Annotated in this window: 22 protein-coding genes; 11 read left to right on the top strand and 11 right to left on the bottom strand. The window is 56.6% G+C overall.

What is annotated here, in order from left to right; translation table 11 throughout:
* Positions 1–51 precede the first annotated feature (51 nt).
* Genes dgoD through ELY25_RS04290 form a run of 4 tightly spaced genes read left to right on the top strand, consistent with a single transcriptional unit; the run spans position 52 to position 3,738 of the window.
* On the top strand, positions 52–1,200 hold the full coding sequence (dgoD, locus tag ELY25_RS04275) for a galactonate dehydratase (protein ID WP_126950042.1): 1,149 nt from the start codon (positions 52–54) through the stop codon (positions 1,198–1,200).
* A gap of 31 nt (positions 1,201–1,231) precedes the next feature.
* Positions 1,232–2,203: a 2-dehydro-3-deoxygalactonokinase gene (locus ELY25_RS04280; protein ID WP_126950043.1), complete on the top strand. Its 972-nt coding sequence runs from the start codon at positions 1,232–1,234 to the stop codon at positions 2,201–2,203.
* Positions 2,204–2,245: 42 nt separating this feature from the next.
* Positions 2,246–2,854, top strand: coding sequence for a 2-dehydro-3-deoxy-6-phosphogalactonate aldolase (locus ELY25_RS04285; protein ID WP_126950044.1), 609 nt, complete (start codon positions 2,246–2,248; stop codon positions 2,852–2,854).
* On the top strand, positions 2,851–3,738 hold the full coding sequence (locus ELY25_RS04290) for an SMP-30/gluconolactonase/LRE family protein (protein WP_126950045.1): 888 nt from the start codon (positions 2,851–2,853) through the stop codon (positions 3,736–3,738). Before ELY25_RS04285 ends, ELY25_RS04290 begins: the two co-directional genes overlap by 4 nt.
* Positions 3,739–3,830: 92 nt before the next feature.
* Here the strand turns inward: ELY25_RS04290 and ELY25_RS04295 are convergent, their stop codons facing one another.
* From ELY25_RS04295 to gap, 8 genes are all read right to left on the bottom strand, one after another.
* Positions 3,831–5,426, bottom strand: a complete 1,596-nt coding sequence (locus tag ELY25_RS04295; protein ID WP_126950046.1) for a solute:sodium symporter family transporter — start codon at positions 5,424–5,426, stop codon at positions 3,831–3,833.
* A gap of 217 nt (positions 5,427–5,643) precedes the next feature.
* Positions 5,644–6,306, bottom strand: a complete 663-nt coding sequence (locus tag ELY25_RS04300) for a bifunctional 4-hydroxy-2-oxoglutarate aldolase/2-dehydro-3-deoxy-phosphogluconate aldolase (protein ID WP_126950047.1) — start codon at positions 6,304–6,306, stop codon at positions 5,644–5,646.
* A gap of 32 nt (positions 6,307–6,338) precedes the next feature.
* Positions 6,339–7,004 (bottom strand): 6-phosphogluconolactonase, encoded by a 666-nt coding sequence (gene pgl, locus ELY25_RS04305; RefSeq protein WP_126950048.1) that lies wholly within the window; start codon positions 7,002–7,004, stop codon positions 6,339–6,341.
* 1 nt (position 7,005) lies between these two features.
* Positions 7,006–8,511 (bottom strand): glucose-6-phosphate dehydrogenase, encoded by a 1,506-nt coding sequence (gene zwf / locus ELY25_RS04310; protein ID WP_126950049.1) that lies wholly within the window; start codon positions 8,509–8,511, stop codon positions 7,006–7,008.
* Between the two features lie 573 nt (positions 8,512–9,084).
* A complete protein-coding gene (locus ELY25_RS04315) occupies positions 9,085–9,819 on the bottom strand; it encodes an anti-sigma factor (RefSeq protein ID WP_126950050.1) in 735 nt (244 codons plus the stop codon).
* On the bottom strand, positions 9,816–10,424 hold the full coding sequence (locus ELY25_RS04320; RefSeq protein WP_236995643.1) for a sigma-70 family RNA polymerase sigma factor: 609 nt from the start codon (positions 10,422–10,424) through the stop codon (positions 9,816–9,818). Before ELY25_RS04320 ends, ELY25_RS04315 begins: the two co-directional genes overlap by 4 nt.
* 109 nt (positions 10,425–10,533) lie before the next feature.
* Positions 10,534–11,055, bottom strand: coding sequence for a DUF3455 domain-containing protein (locus ELY25_RS04325; RefSeq protein ID WP_126950051.1), 522 nt, complete (start codon positions 11,053–11,055; stop codon positions 10,534–10,536).
* 185 nt (positions 11,056–11,240) lie between these two features.
* Entirely contained in the window at positions 11,241–12,245 is a 1,005-nt protein-coding gene (gap, locus tag ELY25_RS04330; RefSeq protein ID WP_126950052.1) for a type I glyceraldehyde-3-phosphate dehydrogenase, read from the bottom strand.
* 257 nt (positions 12,246–12,502) lie between these two features.
* Here gap and pyk point away from each other — a divergent pair, with 257 nt between their 5' ends.
* Together pyk and ELY25_RS04340 are read left to right on the top strand one after the other, a co-directional pair.
* Entirely contained in the window at positions 12,503–13,981 is a 1,479-nt protein-coding gene (gene pyk, locus ELY25_RS04335; RefSeq protein ID WP_126950053.1) for a pyruvate kinase, read from the top strand.
* A 3-nt stretch (positions 13,982–13,984) separates the two neighbouring features.
* On the top strand, positions 13,985–14,458 hold the full coding sequence (locus ELY25_RS04340) for a methylglyoxal synthase (protein WP_126950054.1): 474 nt from the start codon (positions 13,985–13,987) through the stop codon (positions 14,456–14,458).
* A 20-nt stretch (positions 14,459–14,478) separates the two neighbouring features.
* Here the strand turns inward: ELY25_RS04340 and cra are convergent, their stop codons facing one another.
* Positions 14,479–15,459 (bottom strand): catabolite repressor/activator, encoded by a 981-nt coding sequence (gene cra / locus ELY25_RS04345; protein WP_126950055.1) that lies wholly within the window; start codon positions 15,457–15,459, stop codon positions 14,479–14,481.
* A 210-nt stretch (positions 15,460–15,669) separates the two neighbouring features.
* Here cra and ptsP point away from each other — a divergent pair, with 210 nt between their 5' ends.
* The 4 genes from ptsP (at position 15,670) to pgi (ending at position 23,113) form a co-directional block, all read left to right on the top strand.
* Positions 15,670–18,567, top strand: a complete 2,898-nt coding sequence (gene ptsP, locus ELY25_RS04350; protein ID WP_126950056.1) for a phosphoenolpyruvate--protein phosphotransferase — start codon at positions 15,670–15,672, stop codon at positions 18,565–18,567.
* On the top strand, positions 18,567–19,532 hold the full coding sequence (gene pfkB, locus ELY25_RS04355; RefSeq protein WP_126950057.1) for a 1-phosphofructokinase: 966 nt from the start codon (positions 18,567–18,569) through the stop codon (positions 19,530–19,532). Before ptsP ends, pfkB begins: the two co-directional genes overlap by 1 nt.
* Positions 19,532–21,268, top strand: a complete 1,737-nt coding sequence (fruA, locus tag ELY25_RS04360; protein ID WP_126950058.1) for a PTS fructose transporter subunit IIBC — start codon at positions 19,532–19,534, stop codon at positions 21,266–21,268. Before pfkB ends, fruA begins: the two co-directional genes overlap by 1 nt.
* Positions 21,269–21,451: 183 nt before the next feature.
* Complete coding sequence (gene pgi / locus ELY25_RS04365) at positions 21,452–23,113, top strand: glucose-6-phosphate isomerase (RefSeq protein ID WP_126950059.1); 1,662 nt, start codon at positions 21,452–21,454, stop codon at positions 23,111–23,113.
* A gap of 107 nt (positions 23,114–23,220) precedes the next feature.
* Here the strand turns inward: pgi and ELY25_RS04370 are convergent, their stop codons facing one another.
* The gene (locus ELY25_RS04370; RefSeq protein ID WP_185859197.1) at positions 23,221–23,655 is read right to left on the bottom strand and encodes a GNAT family N-acetyltransferase; all 435 of its coding nucleotides are present in this window, start codon (positions 23,653–23,655) and stop codon (positions 23,221–23,223) included.
* Positions 23,656–23,978: 323 nt separating this feature from the next.
* Positions 23,979–24,575 carry a GNAT family N-acetyltransferase gene (locus tag ELY25_RS04375; RefSeq protein WP_126950061.1) on the bottom strand — a complete coding sequence of 199 codons (597 nt, stop codon included), beginning with the start codon at positions 24,573–24,575 and terminating at the stop codon, positions 23,979–23,981.
* A 115-nt stretch (positions 24,576–24,690) separates the two neighbouring features.
* Between ELY25_RS04375 and ELY25_RS04380 the strand changes: the two genes are divergently transcribed.
* Positions 24,691–25,617 (top strand): hypothetical protein, encoded by a 927-nt coding sequence (locus tag ELY25_RS04380; RefSeq protein ID WP_126950062.1) that lies wholly within the window; start codon positions 24,691–24,693, stop codon positions 25,615–25,617.
* Positions 25,618–25,704: the final 87 nt, after the last annotated feature.

Raw genomic sequence — 25,704 nt, forward strand, 5'->3', positions numbered from 1 at the left:
TTTTACTTACCGCCTGCCGTGCCACGCGGCCCACCATGAGGATTGCATCGCATGAAAATTACCCGCCTGAAGACATGGCAAGTACCACCACGCTGGCTATTTCTTAAAATTGAAACGGATGAAGGCTGTTACGGCTGGGGCGAACCGGTGATTGAGGGTCGTGCTGCTACGGTTGAAGCTGCAGTACATGAGCTTTCCGACTACCTGATCGGCCAGGATCCACACCGTATCGAGCACCTCTGGAACACGCTTTACCGCGCTGGTTTCTATCGCGGCGGACCTATTCTGATGAGCGCCATCGCGGGTATCGACCAGGCGCTTTGGGATCTAAAAGGACGTGATTTGGGCGTGCCTGTCCACCAGCTATTAGGCGGCGCGGTACGCGACAAGATGCGCATGTACGCCTGGACCGGCGGTGACCGCCCAAGCGAGGTAGGCGCAGGCGCCAAAGCGCTGGTGGAAAAAGGCTTTACCGCATTCAAGATGAACGGCACGCCCGAGATGCAAATCGTCGACTCGCACCGCAAGGTCGATGAAGCCGTGGCCCGGGTGGCCGAAGCACGCAACGCCGTTGGGCCTGATGTGGGTATCGGCATTGATTTTCATGGCCGTGTTCACCGCCCCATGGCCAAGGCACTACTGCGCGAGCTTGAGCCCTATCACCCCATGTTTGTCGAGGAACCCGTTGCACCAGAACACCTGCCTTGCCTGAAAGATATTGCCGGTGGGCTGGGCTATCCCTTGGCAACCGGTGAGCGTTTGCATACGCGCTTTCAGTTCCGCGACCTGCTGGCTGATGGCATGATCGATATTATTCAACCGGATATTTCCCACTGCGGCGGTATCAGCGAGGGGCTGAAAATTGCCGCGCTCGCCTCGGCTTATGATGTGGCATTGGCCCCCCACTGCCCACTTGGCCCGCTCACCCTTGCCGCCTCTCTTCAATTGGATGCCGTCAGTCACAATGCGTTTATCCAGGAACAAAGCATGGGCATTCACTATAACCAGGGCAACGATGTGCTGGATTACCTGGTGGATAAGACGGCACTGAGTATTACCGACGGCTTCTGCGCCATTCCCCAAGGTCCTGGCCTGGGTGTTGAGATCGACGAAGCCTTTGTGGAAGAGCGCGCCAAAACCGGCCATCGTTGGCGCAACCCGGTATGGACCCATGACGACGGCTCCATCGCCGAGTGGTAAGCCATGCGATCTTAATCAGGAGAGTAGCCAAATGCATACCGATACAGATGCACTAGCGCCCCTGGCCTGGATTGCGGTGGATTGGGGCTCGAGCAATCTGCGCGCCTGGGCCTTGGATCAGCGCGATCAGGTCATCGCCGAAACCAGTAGCGACAAGGGCATGCTTTCGCTTAAGCCCGATGAATACGAAACCGAGCTAAAACGCCTGGTTAGCCCATGGCTGTCTGACAGTGACCAGATCGATGTGATGGTATGTGGCATGGCGGGTGCCCGTCAGGGCTGGCTGGAAGCTGCCTATCTACCGGTACCCACCGCGCTCGACAAGCTCAGCCAGGGCGCCGTTATGCCCCGGCTTGCAGACAATCAGCTGCGTGTTCATCTGCTGCCGGGTCTGAGCCAGACTCGTAGTGCCGCGCATCCTTTCGATGTCATGCGCGGAGAGGAAACCCAGCTTGCCGGGCTAGTGGCCGAGACATCGGACTTTTCAGGTCTCGCCTGTCTGCCTGGCACCCATGCCAAATGGGCTACCCTTGAAGCAGGCACGGTGATGCAGTTCACCACTTACCTGACCGGCGAGCTTTATCAACTGCTGGCGAACCAGTCGGTCCTCAAGCACTCGGTGGGCAACGACGATCTTAATGATCCGGCCTGCCGCAAGGCTTTTATCACCGCGGTGAGCGAGATTTATGCAGCCCCGGAAACGTTCAGCAGCCGACTGTTTGAACTGCGTGCCCAGGATTTGCTCGATGGTCGACTGCCTTCCGGTGACGCCCGTGCCGCCGTTCTAGCAGCCCGGCTTTCGGGGCTGGCCATTGGTCTTGAGCTCACTGGTGCCTGCCGCATGCCAGCAGCTGACGGGCCGGTTACACTGATTGGCAATCAAGCATTGTGTCAGCGTTACCACGTGGCGCTGAATTCGATTGGCTTGCAGACCCGACATCTGGATGGCGATATCGCCGTACTGGCAGGTCTGCGCCTCGCCCACCGGGCCCTAACAGCGTAATACCGCCCTTCTGGGTGCTAATTGATAATGGAGAGAGTGTCGATGACGTTGCCCTTGATTGGTATTTTGCGTGGGGTTAAGCCTGACGAGGCGGTAGATATTGCCCGTGAGGTGCTTGAGGCTGGTATTACGCAAATTGAAGTGCCGCTTAACTCCCCCGACCCGTTTACCAGCATTAGCCTGCTCGTGGAAGCGTTTGGCGAGCGCGCCGTGATTGGCGCAGGTACGGTACTTATTCCCGAGCAGGTACGCGAAGTATATGACGCAGGCGGGCGCCTGATTGTTTCGCCCAACTGCCGCCCCAGCGTGATCGAGGAAACCCGCCGTTTGGGTATGGCTAGCTGGCCGGGCATTGTCACGCCTTCTGAAGCGTTTGATGCCATTGATGCAGGTGCCACCGGGCTCAAACTCTTTCCAGCGGTGCAGGTCGGGCTGGAGGGCATGAAGGCAGTACGCGCGGTGCTGCCAAGCGGCACACTGCTTTACGCTGTGGGCGGCGTCGGCGTTGATAATTTTACCGCCTGGCGGGCAGCGGGCGTTGATGGTGCCGGGTTAGGAAGCGCCCTGTACAAACCGGGCCAGACGCCTTCTGAAGTAGGCCGTCAGGCTAAAGCGTTAGTGGCCGCCTGGGAAGCGGGAGCGCAGGCATGAATAATATTCCCACGTGGCAAGCCGAACTTGCCGTGGATTCACGCTGCGAATTGGGTGAAGGCCCGCAATGGCACGCCAGCCGCGAGCGGCTTTACTGGTGCGATATTCTAGGCAAACGCCTGCATTGGCTCTCTCCCGGCACGGCAAAGCACGGCCATCATCCGCTTGACCAGAAGGTCTCGCTTGCCGCCCCGCTTGACGATGGCGACCTGTTGATAGTCGGCGAACATGCATTGAACCGTTTTAACCCAGACAGCGGGCATATTGAGAAGCTTTGCGATTTCGAATCAGACAACCCAGTGACGCGCAGCAATGACGCTCGCGTTGACCGCCACGGCAGCCTATGGCTTTCCAGCATGGGTAAACAGGCCGAACCTGAGGCAGGCAGCCTTTACCGGCTGCATCGCGGAGAACTCTGCAGGCTGCGCACCCACCTGACCATTCCTAATGCGCTGTGCTTTTCAGCCGACGGGAAAACGGCGTACTTTACCGACACGCCCACTGGTCAGGTCATGCGTTGGGCACTGGATGAGCAGGGCTGGCCCGTGGGCGAGCCGAACCACTTTGCCGACTTTTCCGAGCATGCGGGCAACCCGGATGGTGCGGTAATGGATAGCGAAGGCTGTATGTGGCTGGCCCTGTGGGGTGCGGGCGAGGTAGTTCGCTTAAACACTGTGGGCCAGGTGATCGGGCGTGTTGTACTGCCGGTCAACCAACCCTCCTGCCCCGTGTTTGCAGGGCCTGACCTTAAGACGCTGTATATCACCACGGCCCAAGAAGGGCTAAGCGCCGCGCAGCTGGGCCAAACGCCCACCGCAGGTTCTCTTTTTTCAGTTCAGACCGGTATCAAGGGGTTGGCTGAGCCGCCGCTGCGACTGGCCTAGCGCATCCTATAGCGGCTCTTTAAACCAGAAAGCCCCATGAGCGTTCACTCACGGGGCTTTTCTGATGGCTTGTTATTGAATCAGTACGGTGCTTAACCGGCGAAGCTTATATACATAACGATAACCAGCACCACAAGCGCAATGCCGGCGGGTACTGCCCCTTTCCAGGGTGTCAGATCAACGTCACCGGTATGCTCCTGCACCCAATCGGTCTCGCGGGGGCGCAGCTTGCCAATAATCAGCATGACCGCGACCAGGAGCACAAACACCAACGCCACGAAATGGAACTCGTGCATCACCTGGGGCAGCAGGGTAAACGGGGGTACAAAGTAGCCTGCGGCGATCAGCAGACAGCCGCCAACCAGCGCGATCTTTGCCGCCATGGGCGGTACACGCTTGGTCAGAAGACCGACAATGACGACTGCAAGAATGGGAATGAAGTAGATCGCGTTCATTTTCTGTAAATAGCCAAACAGGCTATCCTGCCCGGCCAGCAACGGTGCGATGATCATGGTGATAACGGCCATGATCCAGCCAAATACCTTGCCCGACTTCACCACCTGCTCTTCGGTTGCATCCTTGTTCAGCACGCCTTTGTAGATACCCAGGCTGAAAATAGTGGTGGTACTGTTAAGCGCCGAATTGAACGATGAGAGAATCGCCCCGACCATTACCGCAGCAAAGAAGCCGGTCAAGTAAGGCGGCAACACATTGAAGACCAGATGCCCATAGGCTTCATCGGCACGCACGCCCTGGTCGGCGTAAAGGTGATAAGCAATGATGCCTGGCAGCACCAGGTACAGCGGCCCCAACAGCTTGAACAGGCCCGTCAACAGCACGCCCTTCTGGCCTTCGGCCAGGTTCTTGGCGGCAAACGTGCGCTGAATGATCTGCTGATTGGTGCTCCAGTAGAAAAGGTTGATTAAAAACACCCCGGTAAACAGCGTGAAAAACGGCACCTGCTGTTCAGCGCCGCCAATTGAATTAAGCTTTTCAGGATCGCTCTCTTTAAGAATGCTCCAGCCTTCCATGATGCCGGTGCCGCCACTCACTGCCTGAAGCCCAAAGTAGACAATTACAAAGCCGCCAATCAACAGGCCAACACCGTTTAGCGTGTCGGACACCGCCACCGTACGTAGCCCGCCAAACAGGGCGTATATCGCGCCAATGATTCCTACGATCCACACCGTTAGCCATAAAAGCGTGGTAGATGACTGAATGCCAGTTAACCCCGGCAAATCCAGCATTCCCTGAAGGCCTATCGCTCCTGAGTAGAGAATGATCGGTAACAAAATCACTGCGTAGGCAATCAGGAAAATAATATTGGTAATCAGCTGGGTGTCTTTATCAAAGCGAATTTCCAGCAGCTGAGGTAGTGTGGCGATACCGCTTTTCAAAAAGCGCGGCAGGAAAAACAGCGCAAGAGCCACAAGCGCAATCACGGCGACCACTTCCCATGCCATCACGCTCAAACCATCGGCAAAGGCGGCCCCGTTAAGCCCCACCATCTGCTCGGTGGAGAGGTTCGTCATTAACAGCGAGCCCGCAATCAGCGGAAAGGTAAGCGAGCGTCCGGCCAGGAAATAGCCGCTGGTGCTTGAGTGATCATCACGGTGCGTAATCCGCCACGTGACAAAGGCGACCAGACCTGTAAAAAACAGGAAAGACGCCAGAGTCAGCATATGCATATTGGCTTACTCCATCTTGTAAGGGGAATCTGCGCGCTCTAAGCTAAGCGCACCTAAATGTCTGACATATTAGCAATAAGTTTAATAGACTCGCGTTTGACGTGTTATCCGCCTTTGGTCTTAGCAATTTGCTTGATTTAGAACATAAAAAAACCGGACAGGCTTAACCTGTCCGGCGAGTAATCAATGGCAGACTTACTGCCATGCATGGCTGCTCTTAACGATGAAAACGCTCGGCGACCTCTTGCGCCAGCTTGCGAATGCCGTCCCAGTCCTCAGCCTCGACCAGCTTGCTGGGCGTGAGCCAAGAGCCGCCCACACACATGACGTTGGGCAGGGACAGATAGGATTCGGCGTTATCCACAGTAATGCCGCCCGTAGGACAGAACTGCGCACCGGGAATCGGGCCGCCAAACGCTTTAAGCGCCTTGGCGCCGCCGCTGGACTCTGCCGGGAAGAACTTGAAACGGCGATAGCCATACTGCCAGCCGGTCATCAGCTCAGATACGGTTGAAACACCGGGCAGCATAGGCACGGGGCTTTCAATACCGTAGCGGTAAAGTGCTTCCGTCGCGCCCGGCGTCACGACAAAATCTGCGCCCACTTCTTCAGCCTGGCGGTACTGGGCCGGGGTCAGTACGGTGCCAACCCCGATACTGGCTCCAGTCAGCTCTTTCTTCATACGCTTGATCGCTTCAAGCGCGCAGTCGGTGCGCAGGGTAATTTCCAGTACGCTTAAACCACCTTCCACTAAGGCTCTGCCCAGCGGTACGGCATCCTCGATACGCTCAATGGTGATGACCGGAATTACTTCCGCCTTGTGACAGATACTGTCGAGTTCGGCGGTACGCGTTGAGGGCAGCTGTTTATCGATTGACATGAGGTGTCTCCAGATAATGTGTTGTTTGATCGTTAAGGCGCCCAGTAAATGGCTAGCGGGCAGGAGAGGAAGGCGCGTATCGGCAGTTGTCGAACATCATCGCCATTCAACGCGTTCGCCAGCACGGTGCGCTTGTCATCACCGGTAATATGCAGAATAAGTCGGTTCGCCTTATGCAGGCTTGCCGCAGAAAAGGTGATTCGCGGCTGGGGCTGGCTGGGGGTACGCACCGCCACCAACGTTTCATCGGTTGCCAGTGCCAGCCCCAATTCCTGGCTATCGGGGAACAGCGATGCCGTATGCCCATCACTGCCCATTCCCAGAATCACAACGCTTGCAGGCCAGGCAAGCGATGCCGTGCGCTCGGCTACTTCCGCCACGCCCTCTTCCGGCGTTGATGCTTTTGAGGTCAATGACACAAAGTGCGCGGCCGCCGCGTTACCTTGCAGCAGGTTATCCCGCACCAGCTTGGCGTTGCTGTCGCTGCTGTGTTCATCTACCCAGCGCTCGTCTGCCAAGGTGATATCGATACGCTCCCAGGCAAGCGGCTTGGCTGCAAGCGCCTTGAAAAAAGGTACTGGCGTAGAGCCACCGGAGACGATCAGCAGCGCGCGCTGTTGGCGTTCCAGATCTTCGCTCAGGGCTTGCGCTACCGCTTCAGCAAGCTGCTCGGCAAGCTTTTGACGTGCTTGTGTCATGTCAGTAATCCTCGTACCAGCTGCGGCCATCCTGGGTAATCATGGCAATCGAGGCCACCGGCCCCCAGGAGCCTGCCGGGTAGCGCCGGGGCGGCGTCTCGCGCGCCTCCCAGCCTTCGATCAACTGATCGCACCAGCGCCAGGCGTGTTCAACCTCATCGCGGCGCACAAACAGATACTGCTGCCCTTTCATCACTTCCAACAGCAGTCGTTCATAGGCATCCGGAATACGCGATTTGGGGAAGGCGCTGTTGAAATCCAGGTGCAGCGGGCCGGGGCGCAGCCGCATGCCTTTATCCAGGCCGCTATCCTTGGTAAGCACCTGAAGGGCAATCCCCTCCTCCGGCTGCAGACGAATAATCAGCTTGTTGGAGGCAATGCCACGCTGGTCCGGATCAAAGATATAATGCGCCTGCTGGCGAAAGTGAATGACGATCTGCGAGAGCTTTTCAGGCATGCGTTTGCCGGTACGCAAGTAGAACGGCACGCCAGCCCAGCGCCAGTTGGACACTTCAGTCTTCATCGCCACGAAGGTCTCGGTCTGGCTCTGGGTATTGGCGTCCTCTTCCTCTAGATAACCGGGCACGGACTGACCATCGCTGGTACCGGCAATATACTGACCGCGCACCACGTCGCGGCCCAAGGCCTCACCGGTAAAGGGTTTAAGCGCCTTGAGTACCTTGACCTTTTCGTCGCGGATGGCATCGGCATCCAGGTTGGAAGGCGGGTCCATAGCAATCAGGCAGAGTAGCTGCAGAAGATGGTTCTGGACCATGTCACGCAGCTGACCCGCCTCATCGAAATAGCCCCAGCGGCCTTCAATGCCAACCTTTTCGGCAACGGTAATTTCCACGTGAGAAATATGGTTCTGATTCCACTGAGTGCCAAACAGCGGATTGGCAAAGCGCAGTGCAATCAGGTTTTGAACCGTTTCCTTACCTAGGTAGTGGTCGATCCGGTATACCCGCGACTCAGGAAAAACGGCGCCAATCGCATCGTTGATCTGCTCGGAGGACTTGAGGTCATAGCCAATGGGTTTTTCAACTACGACACGCGTATCGTCATCCAGACTGCCACTGGCATGAAGGTTATGGCAGATATCACCGTAAATGCGCGCGCCAACAGAAAGATAGACCACCATGGGCCGCTCGGCGCCTTCGCGCCATTGGCGGATGGCGTCATACCCTTCCGCGGTGGTGAAATCGAGCTGGCGATAGTCCAGGCGCTCAAGAAAACGCTCGAAACTCGCTTCGTCGACCTCGCTGCTTTTCAGCCGTTTGCGCAGCGCACCGCTTACCAGCTGACGAAAGGCCGTCACATCGTGCTCCTGGCGCGCCAGCCCCAGAATACGCGTGCTTTCCGGCATCAAGCCTTCGCGATCAAGGTGGTACAAAGCAGGAAACAGCTTGCGCATGGCAAGGTCGCCCAATGCTCCAAACAGCGCCAAATCAATGGCATGATCACGTCCACCTAACGGGGCGCCTGGAGAGGCATATGACTTGCTCATCTCTGCTCCTATGTATCGCCAAGCCATTTTGGTAGTTAGATTACCTAAAACCTACCTAAATAGCGGCCTAAAATGCAATATTAAATGTAATTTTACTACAAAAACAGTCATAGGTAAGTGTGGAAGCTTTATTACCCAGTATTTGTATTCACTCTACGTTTTGGCCAGGCCTCCGACCACCCCATCTCAATGAATTTGGCTTCTCACATTGATATTAGTATTTCAGACAATGGCGATGAGCCTGATCATTGAGCGCCTAACAGGTTAACCTGTGCTTTAACGCGCCTTCATGACATTTCTTTGAAAGCAAATTGCCCACGTAGCTATTAACACCAAGGCTTTACCGCAGCAAAAGAGTTATATCTGAACATATTAGAAAGTGTGCCTTCGTGTTCAACAATCGCTGCGTCTGCAATGCGAAACGCCTACTACAGGCTGGTTTGAGCTTCTTTTATAGTTTGTTATCTGGAATGTGGGGAGGCCCAGGCAACCTATAGCGGGAACATCGCCAAAGGTTGCGAGCATAGCGCCCCCGTTTAGAATTGACGCCAGACCTGTTCGCGCAAACGTTCGCTAAATTTCTACCGCCCTACCGATAAACTCGATGGGCCCGGTAGGCAAGCCGGTTGCCGAGCCGGTTTCCTCTTCAAGCGTCAGCTCAAACAGCTGATTGTCTTGAAGGGGTGGCAGCTCATCCAGATTGACGTGGATGGGCCTGCCTGGCTCCACCAGCCCAAGCGATACCGGCGCCTGCCAGTCGTCCGCTTTTGTCCAGAACTCAAGTGCCTTACCCTCTGGCACTTCAAAGGTACCCAGCGGTATCAATTGAATGCGCTGTCGGGTTGAGGCTTGCACGACCCAACCTGCCGACTGTGTTTGTGGCGCTAGAAGCACCACCATATATTCAGGCGTGGCGGGCACCGGCGAGTCTTTAGCTAGAAGAATCCCCATCACCAAGGCAGCCGCAAGCCCAAGTCCTGCGGCACCACGCCATGCCGGCAGGCTATTAAGTAGCCGCGGGCGCGCAGGCCGATTTTTTGCAGTCTGCGCAACAGGTGTGTGATGAACGGGCGCCTGAGTTTTCAAGCTGCGCTTTATACGCGGCCATAGGTAATCAGAAGGAGGCATCGGCTCGGCAAGCGCCGAATAGGGTAAAAAACGCTCTTCCCAAGCCATGACTGCTTGTTGTAACGCTTCATCGTGCGTCAGCCGCTCTTCTACAGGCTGGCGCTCGCTGAGTGATAACGTGCCAAGTACGTACTCACCGGCCAGCGTATGGACATCTTCATGCTTATCAACGCCACTCATGCCATACACTCCCGTAAACGTAGCAGGCTGCGCTTTATCCAGGCTTTCACGGTGCCTAGCGGCGCGCCTGTATGCGCGGCTATTTCCGCATGACTAAGGCCATCCACGTAGGCGTGAAGTACGCAGTTGCGTCGTTCTGTTTCTAGCTCTTGAAGGCAGGTGTCCATACGCTGGCCCGTTTGCCAGTCAAAAGCCTCATCGACACGTAAGGCATGCTGAAACGTTTCATCATGCTCGAATTCGGCAGGGTCGCTGTGATCGATATTGATTTCACGATCACGGTAGCGAATCGCGTTAAGGGCAAGATGGCGGGCGACGCTGAAAATCCAGGTGCGTGCCGAGCCTTTGGAAGGGTCAAAACTGGCGGCTCGCTGCCAAATATTTAGACAGGCATCATGCACAATATCTTCCGCCATGCCGCGATCTTTCACGATTCGAATCACGACCCCTAGCAAGACACTACCCTCTTGCAAGTAGAGCTGATGCAGGGCGTCATGGTCGCCGCGAGCGCAGCGTTCAAGCACGGCGGCATGGTCAAATTCGTTGGCTACGTCTGTCACATCGACGTTTTTCACACCTTCGTTTGTCACACCTTCGTTTGTCACACCCTGGCTCCCTGGCTAGGCGTCGATACCGTTTAACGCGTCCAGACAGCATAGCCGCTAGGGGCACTGCACACGAGCCCCTAGCGTAACTTAAATTAATACTTGGAGCTTATTCAGCTGTCCAGAAAATATAGTCAGCCTGATAGGTCACCACCGCAGTAGCACCGTCATGATCGCTATCACAGGTAACGTCCGGCGCTACACCGCCCTCGGTATTCAAGCGTTGAATGTAGCTAACGCCTGTCATTGCACCTTCACCTTCAGCAGGGTTGGCTTCTACCAATTGAAGGGGAATGTTGCCGTCACCGTTGGGTGCGGTCGCTAACTGGGTACCGGTGATTTTAGAACCGTCCAGCGCCTCCCAAGTAGCCGGGGGGCCGTAGTAGCTGCCTACCTGACTGCCATCGTTATCATTTAGCGCGGCATGAGGACCTTTGAAAACCCACGCCATATCACCAGAATCATTGGTTTCACACATATAGGTAATTGCGCCGACCCCTACGGTTTCGAGCGCAACGGTGTTGCCGTCCGGTACTTGGACATCCGCTGGCGTTTCGGCCAGAGCGGCATGACTGAAGGATGCGATCAGAGCTGCACCTAGTGCGGTACGCGTTAGATGTTTAATGGTCATATTCAGTCTCCTTAAGGATTATTATCAACCACCGTAAATAGTGGCTGTATAGGGAATACACGCGAGGAGACGTTTTGGATGCAGTCTTTTTAAAATTTTTGTAATTACGCTAAAAAACAAAAGGGCCGTTGCGTAAACGGCCCTTCTAACAGCGCTGAGAATACAGCTAATCGAACGCTAAACGCTTACTCAGCGGTTGTCTGCATGGCGATCGCCGTATCCAGCATGCGGTTGGAGAAGCCCCACTCGTTGTCGTACCACGCCATCACTTTAACCAGGCGCCCGTTCACACGCGTATGGTTAGCATCAAATGTCGATGAATGTGCGTCATGGTTGAAGTCGATAGACACCAGTGGCTGAGCATTCACCGCCAGCACGCTCGAATTGGCGGCCGCTTTTTCGATGATCTGATTGATCTCTTCCTTGCTGGTGTCACGGCCTGCGGTAAAAGTCAGGTCCACTAACGACACGTTGATTACCGGCACACGTACCGCCAACCCATCCAGCTTGCCTTCAAGCTCGGGCAGTACCAATCCAACCGCGGCGGCGGCCCCGGTTTTGGTCGGGATCATGGAGTGCGTCGCGCTACGTGCGCGGTACGGATCTGAGTGATAAACGTCTGACAGATTCTGATCATTGGTGTAGGCGTGAACTGTGGTCATCAAACCGTTTTCGATACCCACCGTATCGTTTAACGCTTTAGCCACTGGCGCCAGGCAGTTGGTTGTGCAGGATGCGTTGGATACCACCTTGTGTTCGGCAGTCAGCACGCTGTCATTCACCCCGTAGACAATCGTCGCGTCAGCATCAGAGCTGGGCGCTGAAATCAACACCCGGCTGGCGCCCGCTTCCAGATGCTTGGCGGCGGCCTCGCGCTTGGTAAACAGCCCCGTGCACTCCATGACCAGATCGATATTCATGGAGGCCCAGGGAAGCTTGGCAGGATCGCGTTCTGACGAGATAGCAATGCGGTCACCATCGACACTGATACTTTCCGCATCGTGCTCTACAGTGAAGGGAAAATGCCCATGCACGGTGTCGTGGCGCAGTAGATGTGAATTTAACGACGGGTCGCCAAGATCATTAATCGCCACCACCTGAATCTGCTCGCGGTAGCGGTTTTCATAAAGCGCTCGAAGTACGTTACGACCGATCCGGCCAAACCCGTTAATAGCAACTCTGATAGTCATACTGACACCTCACGCTCAGTGGTGAACGGCTTCATTTCGGTAAAAAAATTACCAAAAAGACACTTTAATGACGCCTTAAAGGCTCAAAAATGGCTGAAACCGGTTATTTCGCAACTACTTAACCATTCATATGTAGTAAAATTACTATATTATAACCGAGGCCGTCTATACCTTCATCATGACAATTGCATCAATATTCTGATCCCTGACAACGCTGGTTTTTACGATTTATTAGCAATATTTAAGGAGAACCCGTCATGAATTCATCGAACTCACCTATGCCGCTTCGTCGTACCAAGATAGTTGCCACATTAGGTCCTGCCAGCGACCGCCCAGGCGTGCTTGAAGCGATGATCAAAGCGGGGGTCGACGTAGTTCGCCTTAACTTTTCTCACGGCTCGCCTGACGATCATCGCCGCCGCCTGCAGGACGTTCGCGATATTGCGCAGCGCTTAGGCAAATGCGTTGCCGCGTTAGGCGATTTGCAGGGCCCCAAAATCCGCATCGCTCGCTTTGCCGAAGGCCCTATTCATTTAGAAGCGGGGCAGCCGTTTATTCTGGATATGGCGCTCGACACCCATGCTGGCAATAGCGAACGCGTAGGCTGCGACTACCCGGCACTGATTGATGATGTCTCCCCCGGCGACCGTTTGCTGCTGGATGATGGTCGCGTGGTATTGGATGTGACGTCCATTGCAGGCCAGGAAATACACACCAATGTGCATGTGGGTGGCAAACTCTCCAATAATAAGGGCATCAATAAGCAAGGCGGCGGCCTTTCCGCCCCGGCCTTGACCGACAAGGATCGAGCCGATTTAAAAACCGCCGTGGAAATCGGCGTGGATTATTTAGCGGTTTCCTTTCCGCGCTCGGCGGCCGATATGCAGGAAGCACGTGCATTGCTTGGCGAAGAAGGTAAGGAAATTGGCCTGGTTGCCAAGCTGGAGCGTGCCGAAGCGGTTGCGGATGACGAAACGCTGGATGGAATTATCATCGCCTCAGAAGCAGTAATGGTGGCCCGTGGTGACCTGGGCGTAGAAATAGGCGATGAAGCGCTGATTGGCACCCAAAAGCGCATCATCAAGCATGCCCGTACGCTTAACCGCGCAGTGATTACCGCGACCCAAATGATGGAGTCGATGATCGAGTCGCCGCTGCCGACCCGTGCCGAGGTGTTCGATGTGGCCAACGCCGTGCTGGATGCCACCGACGCCGTCATGCTTTCCGCAGAAACCGCCGCTGGTGAGTTTCCGGTAGAAACCGTTGAAGCCATGGACCGGGTTTGCCTGGGCGCCGAGCGCGAGCGGCTGGCGCAGTCGTCCGGTCACCGCATGCATGAAGGTTTTGAGCGCATGGATGAAACCATCGCCCTTTCGGCTATGTACGCCGCCAACCATTTAACCGGCGTCAGCGCGATTGCCTGCATGACCTCCACCGGTTATACGCCGCTTATCGCCTCGCGCATTCGTTCAGGTTTACCGATTGTCGGCCTGGCCCATAGCCCCGTTGCCCAGCGACGCATGGCACTTTATCGTGGTGTGGTTTCACTTCCCTTCGATACCACGCAGATGGAACCCACCGAGGTAAACCAGGAAGCGCTAAAATTGCTTAAAGCTTATGGATTGGCACGCCCCGGCGGACATATCATTCTTACTCGCGGCGACCATATGAATGCCCATGGCGGCACCAATACCATGAAGATTATCGCCATCGAGCCGGAAACCTTAGGAGAGTAATCAATGAACGATGCCCGACCGCCTCGCCAGGCACTGCGTACCCTACCCGCTCAAAAGCGTATTGCACTGATTGCTCATGACGGTAAAAAAGAGGAGCTTTTGGAGTGGGCCGCACGCTGGCAGGATACGCTGTGTCAGCATCAGCTGATGGGTACGGGCACCACGGCCGCACGCTTAACCGATCAATTAGGTCTAACGGTTGAAGGATTAATGAGCGGGCCACTGGGCGGCGACCAGCAGATTGGGGCACGCATCGCCGAGCAGAGGCTCGACATGCTGGTGTTCTTCTGGGACCCGTTCGCTCCGCAGCCTCACGACCCCGATGTCAAAGCGCTGCTACGCCTTGCCGCGCTGTGGAACGTACCGGTAGCCTGCAACGCAGCGAGTGCCGACTTTATGCTGTCTTCGCCCTATTTAAGCGAAAGCTACGATATGTCGATACCTGACGCCAACGCCTGGGCCAGCGCCCGCGCTTAATGTTTTCGCTTAAGCGGACTTTAAGCCCGCTTGAAAAGATGCCGTTTGACGACCCGCTGCCCGACGCTACGACTGCCTTGGGCAGCTTCTAAAACGCTATTTAGCGTTAACGCCGCAATCTGGTCATAATCCTGAAGTACCGAATTGACTGGCTCGGGCAAAAAATCCAGCAGGCGATGATCGCCAAAGGTGGCCAGCCGGATATGTTTGGAAAGCCCGCCGCGCTCTAAAAACGCATCGAAGACGCCTTCCATCAAGGTATACGAAGCCGTCACCAGCGCATCCACATCCTCGGGTTCGTCAAGTAACTGCTGCGCAAGCGCCATTGCCTCACTGCGCTCGTAGCGCTCTGCGCTCAAACAGACCGCTTCAATGCCCTGCTCTTTCAAGGCGGCCTTAAAACCGGCTCGGCGTTCACGGCTAATCGAAAGCCCCGGCATAGCATCCAACCAGGCGACCCGCCGAGTGTTTTCGTTAAGCACCGAGCGCGTTAACTTTTCGGCGGCGTCGTAATCATCGCTGACTACACTAACAAAATACTGGCGATCAAGCCCTCGGTCCACGCCCACTATGGCCCAACCGTCGTTGGCTAAATCCACGTAAAACGGGTCGTCATCAGACAGGCAGCTGGCAGTAATCAGCACCTCGCAGCGTTGGGCACGCAGGGCTAACGCCAGGGCGCGCTCGCTTTGTGCGCAGTCATCTGAGCTTACAATCAGCAGCCGATAGCCTTGCTCTCGAGCGCCACGCTCCAGGCGTTTGGCCAGGCGAGCATAGCTGATATTTTCCAGATCAGGAACAATTAACCCCAACAAGCGACTTGCCCCCCGGCGCAGCGCCGCTGCCTGAGGGTCGATCTGGTATTGGTGCTGGCGAACAACGGCCATCACCTTTTCAATCGTGGCCGCACTGATACGACGCTGTTCCGCCTGCCCGTTGATGACATAGCTGGCCGTGGTGCGCGAAACGCCAGCAAGCCGGGCAATATCAGCTAATGTCATGATTTTTCCTCATATAAGCCTGCGAAGTGTAACAGCGCCTTGACTACACCCCCACCAAAGTCTAAAAACACACCCCTTGTACCCTTTGCTGAATCGTTTCAGCATATCATCATAAACCACAGGCATCGTTCAATCCGAAAACTCGATGCGCCAACGCACGCTTGCGTCGCGGTCGAGTCGCTACCGGACTCGTCTTTACAGGAGAAATGCATGCTTACACTCGGCCCTAATGACATCTTGCTGAATCGCCATGCCGACAGCTGGCAAGCGGCACTGGATGAGGCCGCCCGGGTGCTGGCTGACGCGGGGCTGGTCGACTCAGCCTACCGCGACGGCTTGCATGCCCGTGAAGCGCAGTCATCTACTTACTTGGGTAATGCTATTGCCATTCCCCATGGCACACCGGAAAGTCGCCAGCACGTTAAACGTACCGGCGTTCGGGTGCTACAGTTTCCTAAAGGCGTTGACTGGCACGATGGGCATCGCGTTTACGTGCTGGTGACCATTGCGGCGCAAAATGACGAGCACTTGGATATCCTGCGCGCGCTGACTCACGTACTCGACCGTGACGGCGTGGCAAAAGCGCTGGCGGCGGCAGGCTCAGCTGAAGAGGTTGCCCGCCTGCTCTCCAAGTCCGTTCCCACGCCTAAGCTTGATAGCGACACCCTGTGCCTGCAGTTTCCCGCCCAGAGCGTTCAGGAACTGGCCGTGGCTGCCGCTGCCCGCTTGCGCCAGAGCGGCTGCGTGGATAACCGTTTTATTGCCGATATTGCTGAACAACCGCCGGTGTGGCTAGGCGATGGCTTCTGGCTTGCCAGCAGCGCCAGCGGAGTCGGACAACCGGCGCTGGGTATTGCCACCCCGGCTGATTCGCACCTCACTGAAAACGGCCATGCGCTACACGCACTGTTCTGCCTTGCCGCCCAAGGCGACTATCACCGCCCACTGCTGGAACAGCTTCAGGCCGTGCTTGAAAATACCCATAGCCAGGCGCTGCTGGAGGCTTCTACTTCGCAGGTGCTGGCTCAATTAGCGGGCGAAACCGCCAATACGCATACCCTGCGCGTACGCGTGCTAAACCCCCACGGCCTGCACGCTCGCCCGGCCAAGCAGTTGGTGCAGGTAGCGCGCGCCCAGGCAGTCCCGGTGAACGTGCGCCTGGAGGAAGGCAGCCCGGCGAGCGTTTCAGCGGCAAGCCTGACCAAGGTAATTGGCCTGGGCGCACGGCGCGGCCAGTGGCTGGTACTTTCCGCCGAAGGCAGCGAAGCCCCGCAGGCACTTGCAGCAGTAGCCCGCGCCATTGAAAACGGCCTTGGCGAGAAGGTAACACCCTTCGACAGTGGCCGCGAACGCCTGACGCCCCAGCACACACATCAGGAACCCGCCGTTGAACCGCTGGCAGCGGATACGCCGCATACTGCCATTGCGGCTTCGCCAGGTCTGGCGATTGGGCCGGTGTTTGTGATTCGCCCCCAGCATTTTGATTACCCTGAGCACGCCGCTAACCCGGACCGCGAGCTGACCCGACTGCACAATGCGGTTCAGGAAGGTATTGCTCAGTTGGAAGCCTTGGTGCGCAATGCCGCTGGCGGCGAAGTTGCCGATATTCTCTCCATGCATGAAGAGATGCTGGACGACCCCGAGCTTCACCGCGCCGCCGAAGACGCCATTCGCGAAGGCCGCACGGCAGAAGCCGCTTGGTGGGATGCCATTGAAACCGCCGCCCACGCCCAGGAAATGCTGGCTGACCGCCTGCTCGCCGAGCGCGCCGCCGACCTGCGCGATGTAGGCCGCCGGGTGCTGAGTATTCTATGCGATATCCAACTGCCCGAGCCGCCCGACCACCCCTACATTCTGGTGATGGATGATATCGGCCCTTCTGACGTTGCCCGCCTGGATACCTCACGCGTACGCGGCCTGCTGACCGAGCGCGGCGGCGCCACGGCCCATAGCGCCATTCTGGCCCGTGCGCTGGGTATCCCCGCGGTAGTAGGCGCAGGCAAAGCGGTCATGGCGCTGACCAATACCAGCATGATGATCCTGGACGGCGAGCGAGGACGAGTGATTCCCTCACCTTCAGAGGAGCGCCTACGCCGCGCCGAACAGAACCTGCTCGATCTGCGAGAGCGCGAAGCCGATGCCTGGGAGCAACGCTTTGAAACGGCCCAGACCCGTGACGGCCATCGCGTTGAAGTCGCGGCTAACCTGGGTAACACCGCCCATGCAGAAGACGCCGTGGAGCGCGGCGCTGAAGGCGTCGGCCTGCTGCGCACCGAGTTCCTGTTTATGGCACATTCAAGCGCGCCGGACCTTGCCACGCAAACCGCCGAGTATCGCCAGGCAATCGATGCATTAAACGGGCGCCCGCTGGTGGCTCGCACTCTGGATGTGGGAGGCGACAAGCCGCTTCCCTACTGGCCGGTGCCCCAGGAGGACAACCCATTCCTGGGTCTGCGCGGTATTCGCCTGGCGTTGACCGAACCCGAGGTACTTGAAACCCAGCTGCGCGCCCTGCTGATGGCGGCAGCTCCGGTAGCGGGTTCTGAAGATATGCCGCGCCCCCTGCGTATCATGCTACCCATGGTCAAGGACGTGGCCGAGTTCCGTGCCGCCAAGGCAATCTTTGATCGCCTGCTGACTGAAATACCCACAGGCGAACGTGCAAGCGACGTGCAGCTTGGTGTGATGATCGAGATCCCCTCCAGCGCCCTGCTGGCCCCCACGCTTGCCGCCGAGGTGGATTTCTTCTCGGTCGGTACCAACGATCTCACCCAGTACACCTTGGCGATCGACCGCGGCCATCCGGAGCTATCCGCCCAGGCTGACGGCCTGCACCCGGCGGTCCTGCGCTTGATTCAGATGACCGTTGACGCCGCCCACGCCCAAGGTAAATGGGTAGGTGTATGTGGCGAGCTAGCTTCTGATACCGCGGCTATCCCGGTGCTGGTGGGCCTGGGTGTCGATGAGCTTTCCGTCAGTGCGCGTCAGATCCCATTGGTGAAGGCGCGCCTGCGTGAGTTCGATTTGAGTGAGGCTCAGGCAAGTGCCCAACTGGCACTGCGTCAGGCCACCAGCGACGGCGTGCGTGATGCGCTGGAGGCACGCTAATGGCTCGCGTGATATGCATCACCCTGAACCCCGCATTGGATCTGGCATTTGAGCTTGAAGAGTTAGCCTTGGGGGCGGTTAACCGCCCCAAACACGCCCAGCTTGAAGCTGCTGGAAAAGGCGTTAACGTCGCGCGGGTACTGGCCACACTCGGCCATGATGTCGTGGTAAGTGGCTTTTTGGGCCGTGATAACGATGGCCCCTTCCAGCTCGCGTTCAAGCACATGGGCGTGACGGATGCATTTGTCCGCGTGCCAGGAGAAACGCGCATCAATGCCAAGCTGGCAGAAAAGAGCGGCCGGGTGACGGACATCAACGGCCCAGGCATTGGAGTCGATGCAGAGCAAGTGGGCATTCTGCTCGGCGCCATTGAACAGCAGCTAAACGACACCTCGGCAGACGCCATTCTGGTCGCCGGAAGCCTGCCCCCTGGCCTGAGCCTGGCAACGTTTGGTGAGCTTTTAACCCGCTTGAAAGCGACCGGTATACCGCTTTGGGTCGATACCAGTGGTGAGGCCTTGCTACGCGCTATTGAGATAGCCCCCGAGGCGGTCAAACCTAACGAACTCGAACTCGCCGACTGGGCCGGTAGCACGCTTGAGAGCCACGCAAGCCGGGTTAACGCCACCACACGGCTTAATCAAGCAGGTATAGGGCAGGCATTACTTTCTGCTGGGGCCGAGGGCGTCATCTGGGTTAACGCACGCGGAGCCTGGCAGGCAATACCTCCCAGCGTTCAAGCAGTCAACACCGTGGGCGCTGGCGACACCTTTGTGGCGGGCATGCTGCACGGTTTGCTCAGCCACCAGGGCGAAGAAGAAACCTTGCGTTTTGCCACGGCCCTCTCCGCCGAATCCGTCCGTCATGTTGGCGTGGGCACGGCCCAGGCTGACGACTTCTCCTTACTCTTAGAACGTACTCGGGTACGGCACCTGCACACAAGCCACACCGAGGGAGCCCTTTGATGAACGTTATTCTAATTACCACCTGCCCCAGCGGCATGGCTACTACCTTTCTTGCCGCCAAACGCCTGGAACAGGCGGCAAAGCGCCAGGGCTGGCAGGTTCATGTGGAAATGCACAGCGAACTGGCGCCGGTTGAGTCCGCCAGCGCCGAGCAAATTGCCCATGCCGATTTAATCGTGGTCGCCGGCGAGCAGGTGCCAGCCCCTGAACGCTTCACCGGCAAACGCCTGTATCAAGCTCCTATTACCCAGGCGCTGCCCGACCCCGAAGCGTTTCTAGCTACCGCCAAGCGTGAAGCGCCCCTTTATACACCGCCGGAAACAGCCCCGGTAACCGCTACCTCTACTGCCAAAGGCGGGCAGCGTATTGTCGCGGTAACCGCCTGCCCCACTGGCGTGGCTCACACCTTTATGGCCGCCGAAGCGCTGGCCGAGGCAGGCAAAGCGCTAGGCCACTCAATCCGTGTGGAGACTCAAGGCTCGGTGGGCGCGCAGGACAAGCTGACTGATGACGAAATTGCCGCCGCTGACGTGGTAATTCTGGCCTGCGATATCGAAGTAGACCCCACCCGTTTTGCGGGCAAGCGCGTTTACCGGACTTCTACCGGCACGGCGCTGAAAAAATCTCAAGCCACCATTGAAAACGCCCTGGCCCAGGCCAGCGTAGAAAGTGCCGGTAGCAGCGCATCCTCTAGTGAAAGCAAAGGTCTCAAAGAGAAAGGCGTATATAAGCACCTGCTCACCGGCGTGTCATTCATGCTGCCCATGGTCGTGGCGGGTGGCCTGCTGATTGCCCTTTCGTTCATGTTCGGTATTGAAGCGTTTGAACAGGAAGGCACGCTGGCCGCGGCGCTTATGCAGATTGGTGGCGGCACCGCCTTCGCGCTGATGATTCCGGTACTGGCGGGCTACATCGCCTACTCGATTGCCGACCGCCCGGGTATCGCGCCAGGCATGATCGGCGGCATGCTGGCCGCCAATATTGGCTCCGGGTTTATAGGCGGTATTCTAGCGGGCTTTCTGGCGGGGTACGTTGCGCTGGCCATCGCGCGTCATGTGAAGCTGCCCTCGAGTGTCGAGTCCCTCAAGCCGATCCTGATCATCCCGCTGATCGCAAGCCTGGTCACCGGGCTTGTAATGATCTACGTGGTGGGCGAGCCGGTGGCGGCGTTGTTGAGCGCGCTGACCAGCTTCCTGGCCTCGATGGATTCCACCAACGCCGTTCTGCTGGGCATTCTACTGGGTGCCATGATGTGCTTTGACCTAGGCGGCCCAATCAATAAAGCGGCGTACACCTTTGGTGTGGGTCTGCTGGCGTCAGAAACCTACGGCCCTATGGCCGCGATCATGGCCGCAGGCATGGTGCCCGCCATCGGCATGGGTATCGCAAGCTTTGCCGCGCGCTATAAGTACTCTCAACCCGAGCGCGAAGCGGGCAAAGCCTCGTTTGTCCTGGGCCTGTGTTTTATCAGTGAAGGCGCCATTCCGTTTGCGGCAAAAGATCCGCTGCGCGTTATTCCCTGCTGCATCGCCGGCGGAGCGGTTACTGGCGCGCTCTCCATGCTGGTAGGTGCGAAGCTGATGGCCCCCCACGGTGGTATCTTCGTGCTGTTAATTCCCAATGCGATCACCCCGGCGCTGCTCTACCTGGGTGCGATCGTGGCCGGCTCGCTGATTACCGGCCTGAGCTACGCCTTCATCAAGCGCGGCGCGACCCAGGTGGCCGTGACCAGCTGACACGAACGCCGGCGTGATACCCGCCAACCCAGAAAGCGCCTTCCGCACCGTTTTATTACGTTGAAGGCGCTTTTTTTATGCCCAGCGGTTGTTCCTGGAGGCGCTTTATGTAGTATTTTTACACAATAAACAGAGTAAAGGCGCCAAGCTCCAACTGCCTCATCGACAAGGAAATTTCACCTCATGTTCCAGCTCACCCGAAGCGTCACCTGGCAGACCCTCGAACGTCTGCGCGACAAGACCCACAACGACCGTATTCGTGACTACTTCACCGCCGACCCGCAGCGCTTCAAGAAGATGAGCCTACGGGTGGGCGGGCTGTTTCTGGACTACTCCAAGCACCAGGTGTCCGACGAGGTGCTGGCCAAGCTGATCGAACTTGCCGACCACTCCGCGCTGGTCCAGCGCCGCGCGCAGATGTTCTCCGGCGATATCATCAATGTCACCGAGAACCGCCCGGTACTGCACACGGCGTTAAGGAATCTGGGCGATGAGCCGGTGTACGTGGATGGCGACGACGTGATGCCAGAAATCACCCGCACTCGCGAGCAAATCAAGGCGTTTTCCGAGGCGGTGCGCAGCGGTGAGTGGAAAGGCTACAGCGGCGAGCGCATTAAGGACGTGGTGAATATCGGCATCGGCGGCTCGGACCTAGGGCCCAACATGGCGGTGCGCGCGCTGCTGAAATACCGCCACCCGGAACTGCACTTCCACTTCGTCTCCAACGTCGACGGCACCCATATCCAGAAGGTGCTGTCGCGCCTGGATCCGGCCACCACGCTGTTTATCGTCTCGACCAAGACGTTCTCCACCCAGGAAACGCTGTTAAATGCCAAGACGGCACGGCGCTGGTTTGTAGAAAACGCCGGTGACGATGCCGATGTAGGCGCCCACTTTGTGGCCGCCTCCACCAACCGCAAGGCCGCTATGGAATTCGGCATTCGCGAGGAGAACGTGTTCGAGTTCTGGGCCTGGGTGGGCGGGCGCTACTCCATGTGGTCATCGATCGGCCTGCCGATTGCGCTCTCCATCGGTTTCGAGGGCTTCATCGAGCTGCTGGAAGGCGCCCACGAGATGGACCGCCACTTTATCGAGGCGCCCTTCTCCCAGAACATGCCGGTACTGATGGCGTTAATCGGTATCTGGTACATCAATTTCATCGGCGCCGAAACCCAGGCCATCGTGCCCTACGATCAGGCGCTCAATCAGCTGCCATCGTTCTTGCAGCAGTTGGATATGGAATCCAACGGCAAATCGGTGGATATCTTCGGCCATCCGGTCAACTATAAGACCGGCCCGATCGTGTGGGGCCAAACCGGCTCCAACGGCCAGCACGCCTTCTTCCAGCTATTGCACCAGGGTACGCGTTACGTGCCGATTGATTTCATCGCCTCGCTCAAACCCGAACCCGGCGTGGAAGACCACCACTTCGCCCTACTTACCAACATGCTCGCCCAGGCCAACGCCTTCATGGAAGGCAGCCAAGGCGACAGTAAAGAACTCAGCCAACACGACCCTTACAGCTGCCCCGGCAACCGCCCGTCAAGCACACTGCTGCTGGATGAGCTAAACCCGAAAAACCTGGGCGCACTGATCGCGCTTTATGAGCACAAGGTGTTCGTGCAGGGCGTGATCTGGAACATCAACTCGTTCGATCAGTGGGGCGTGCAGCTTGGTAAGCGCATCGCCGGTGAAATCAGCGAACGTATTGACACCAATGCCGCAGATTTTGATGCCTCGACGCAGGGGCTTTTGGAGCTGGTACGGGCTCATTTTCCGAGTGGTGTTGCGGAGGAGAATGGTCAAGCCGAAGACAGTAAAAAGGCGGGTAAGAAAAAAGGTTAGGAGGCTTTAGAAGCTGAAATAAGAAGTGAGCAAACGTCCTGGCTGAATAAATAGCCGGGACTTTTTTGAATAGGCAGCGTTGATCTCGCAAAGGCTGTAATTGCTAGCTAGATAGCTTCCATCCAGTATTGATCTTGTGTCTCACCACATCTTGTAAAACCCAGCCGTTCGTATAACGCAATGGCACGGCTCTGCTTCAAGACCCGAAGCCGCAAAGACATGCCTACCGCTTGTGCCTTTTCCAATTCCTGACGCACAACTTGCGATCCAATCCCCCGCCCCTGATTTTCAGGAGCAAGAAATATCTCTCGCAGCTGAAGAAACGCCCCTTCGTTTGTTACCCAAACTGCACCTACTGATGTGCCGTTTAGCTGTAAGACTTCAAAACCACCTTGGTGCCATTTTTCGTCAAAAGCTGACCTTTGAAGCTTACCTTCCCAAGCGCCAAACTGGCACTCGACCACCTCTTGGTAGGCGTTTGAATAGGCACTCCAAACGAAATCTAGGTCACTCTCCACTGCTATCAATCTGGCAATTTGCATTTTTATACCGCCTAAATCGATCACTGGAAGCTTAATGTAAACATGGCATAACGCACGCATCTGAGGCTGGTTTGGAGCGCAGTGAAAAACTAGTCCAACAACATGTACTTGTTAGAAAAATATACTGTATATAGCTGAGCCAATCCCAGCTGCACTTGCTAAAAGCGTCAAAACCCAATTTTTTGCAATGTACTCCAATATGATTTTCGGATGAATGCCGAAAGCGTCTCGTCACGCTGCATTGGTTTTGATGCTTCCATCAATAACTCGACCAAGAATATTTGCAAGTTCATGAGTGTGCAGTCAAGCCAGCGCCCTATAGATTAGCTACGTGGCTGGTCTAATAAATAGTTAAGATGCGCGCGTACTTCTGACCACTCTCCCTTGTGCAGGCTATACATCACCGTGTCACGAATGGTGCCATCACAACGCAACTTGTGGCCGCGGATAACACCATCCTTTTTAGCCCCCAGGCGCTCAATAGCACGTTGGCTTGCATAGTTGAAGTTGTCGGTGCGCCAGCCAACCACATTACAACCCAACGTATCGAACGCATGTTCTAACAGCAGCAGTTTGCAGGTGGTATTGATATGGGTGCGCTGCGCGCGTTTGGCATACCAGGTGTGGCCAATTTCTACTCGGTTTTCATCGGGTAAGATGTCGTGATAACTCGTAGTACCCAGCACTATACCGCTGGCCTCGTCGATGACGGCAAAGGCGAAGCGGTGGCCTTCCTCACGACTCTTCAATGCGGTATCAATAAAGCCTCTTGTCTCAGCGGGCGTAGGCACTGAGGTGACTCGCAGATTCCACAGCTCACCATCGGCGGCGGCAGCGCTCAGGCCAGCTTCATGTTCGTGCGCTAGTGGCTCAAGCTTTATACCATGCGCGGTAAGAGTGACAGGACTCACATAAGTCATCTTTATCCAAATGCCTCTTATGCCTAACGGTGGAAAAAACTATTAATAGTCGATCTTACTAAAGTTAGATTCGCAATAGCCGATAATTTCTATTAATAAAAATGAGGGATCGGCCATGAAAATCGGATTTTCCAGCTTTATTATGATGGATTCTCGGCGCGAGTCGTCGCCCGCCCCAGTGGTGTCTCGGGTGGCAAGTCAGAAGAGCCCGATGACTGCAACACCAGACGCTGACGATGCATTTACCAAACGCCTAAAAAAGCAGAAAGAGGCGTTTGAGCAGTTGGCGGCCCTGCCCAGCCCTAAAGAGTCAGCGATGCAGAGTGCTTCGCAGAAAGCCGGCTTTTTAAAGCAGCGGCTGGAAACGCTTAAAGCGATGATGCGCTTTGCATCGCCAGAACAGCTTAAATCCATGGCCAAGGAGCTTAAAAGCATTGCTCGCGAGCTGGGCGTGGCAGCGCGACAGTTAAGTGATAGTGGCGGCGGTAACGCTACCCCTTCTGTAACAGCCACAGTAACGAGTGCCCAGCCAGCAGGCAGCGTTCCCTCAACATCTTCCGCAGATAGCGCGGAAAATGACGGAGCGAATGCCGAAGCAGACGCCCAGGCGGCAAACACAACACTTGCCAACGCTGAAGCGGCCGTGTCTACCCATGAGGATGACGAGCAGAAAGAGCAGGCGCAGGATTTAACCCCTTTGGCCGAGAGCGCGCCAAACGAATCCACAGCGCTCGCTACTTCACAGCCGCAAGAAACTCGTCGCTCTCAGGACATCAGCGCCAGCGAGCATGCCCTGCGCGGCATTTTGATCGATGCCAAAAAAGAGCTTCAGGAAGCCATCAACGAGCTGAAGATTCGCCTGAGTGAAGAGGATAAAGACGCTCGCCGTGAGCTTAAGAAGGCAGAAGAAGATATGGGTAAACTGGACCGCACGCTGGCCCAGTCAACCTCCAATGCGCTCTACTCTTCGCTAGGCCAAATGCTGCCAACTGCTGTAAGCAGTACCAGGGTAGCCATTGGCAGTATTAGTGTGGAAGTGTGACTGAAATAATCGCTAAGTGGCACCATGCTTTTACTTGACGAGCCCCACTGATTCAAAAAAAATGCTGGGAATTTTATTGAATTTATA

The organism is Vreelandella populi, assembly GCF_003989825.1.
Lineage (GTDB): Bacteria > Pseudomonadota > Gammaproteobacteria > Pseudomonadales > Halomonadaceae > Vreelandella > Vreelandella populi.